This window comes from Cupriavidus sp. SIMBA_020 (genome assembly GCF_046535395.1).
Lineage (GTDB): Bacteria > Pseudomonadota > Gammaproteobacteria > Burkholderiales > Burkholderiaceae > Cupriavidus > Cupriavidus campinensis.
The window spans coordinates 1-293 of the sequence record NZ_JAWRWU010000337.1 but is presented as its reverse complement, the minus strand read 5'-3'; the positions used below and the strand labels follow the sequence as shown (position 1 = coordinate 293).

General features: G+C 68.6%; 1 pseudogene. It reads right to left on the bottom strand.

From position 1 onward, the window contains the following. A pseudogene (locus SB751_RS29475) lies at positions 1 to 293 on the bottom strand (ubiquinone biosynthesis regulatory protein kinase UbiB); the annotation flags it as partial.

Here is a 293-nt window from a genome sequence, read left to right as displayed (position 1 = left end):
CCCACAACGCCACCCCGATCCCCAGGGCCAGCACGCCAACCAGCGCCGCGACCAGCCGGTTGCTCTGCTCCTGGGCCCGCCGCAACTGCGCCATCTCGGCCAGCAGGGCCGGCGAGAGATTCGGGCGGTTCAGGTGGTCGTGGACCAGCCTGGGAAGCGCGGGCAGCATCTGCGACCACTGCGCGGCTTCTTTTTCCAGACTTTGCCGCAGGCCCTTGATGCCGACGCGCTGGCGCATCCAGCGTTCGAGATAGGGCTTGGCGGTCTTCCAGAGGTCCAGGTTGGGGTCCAGC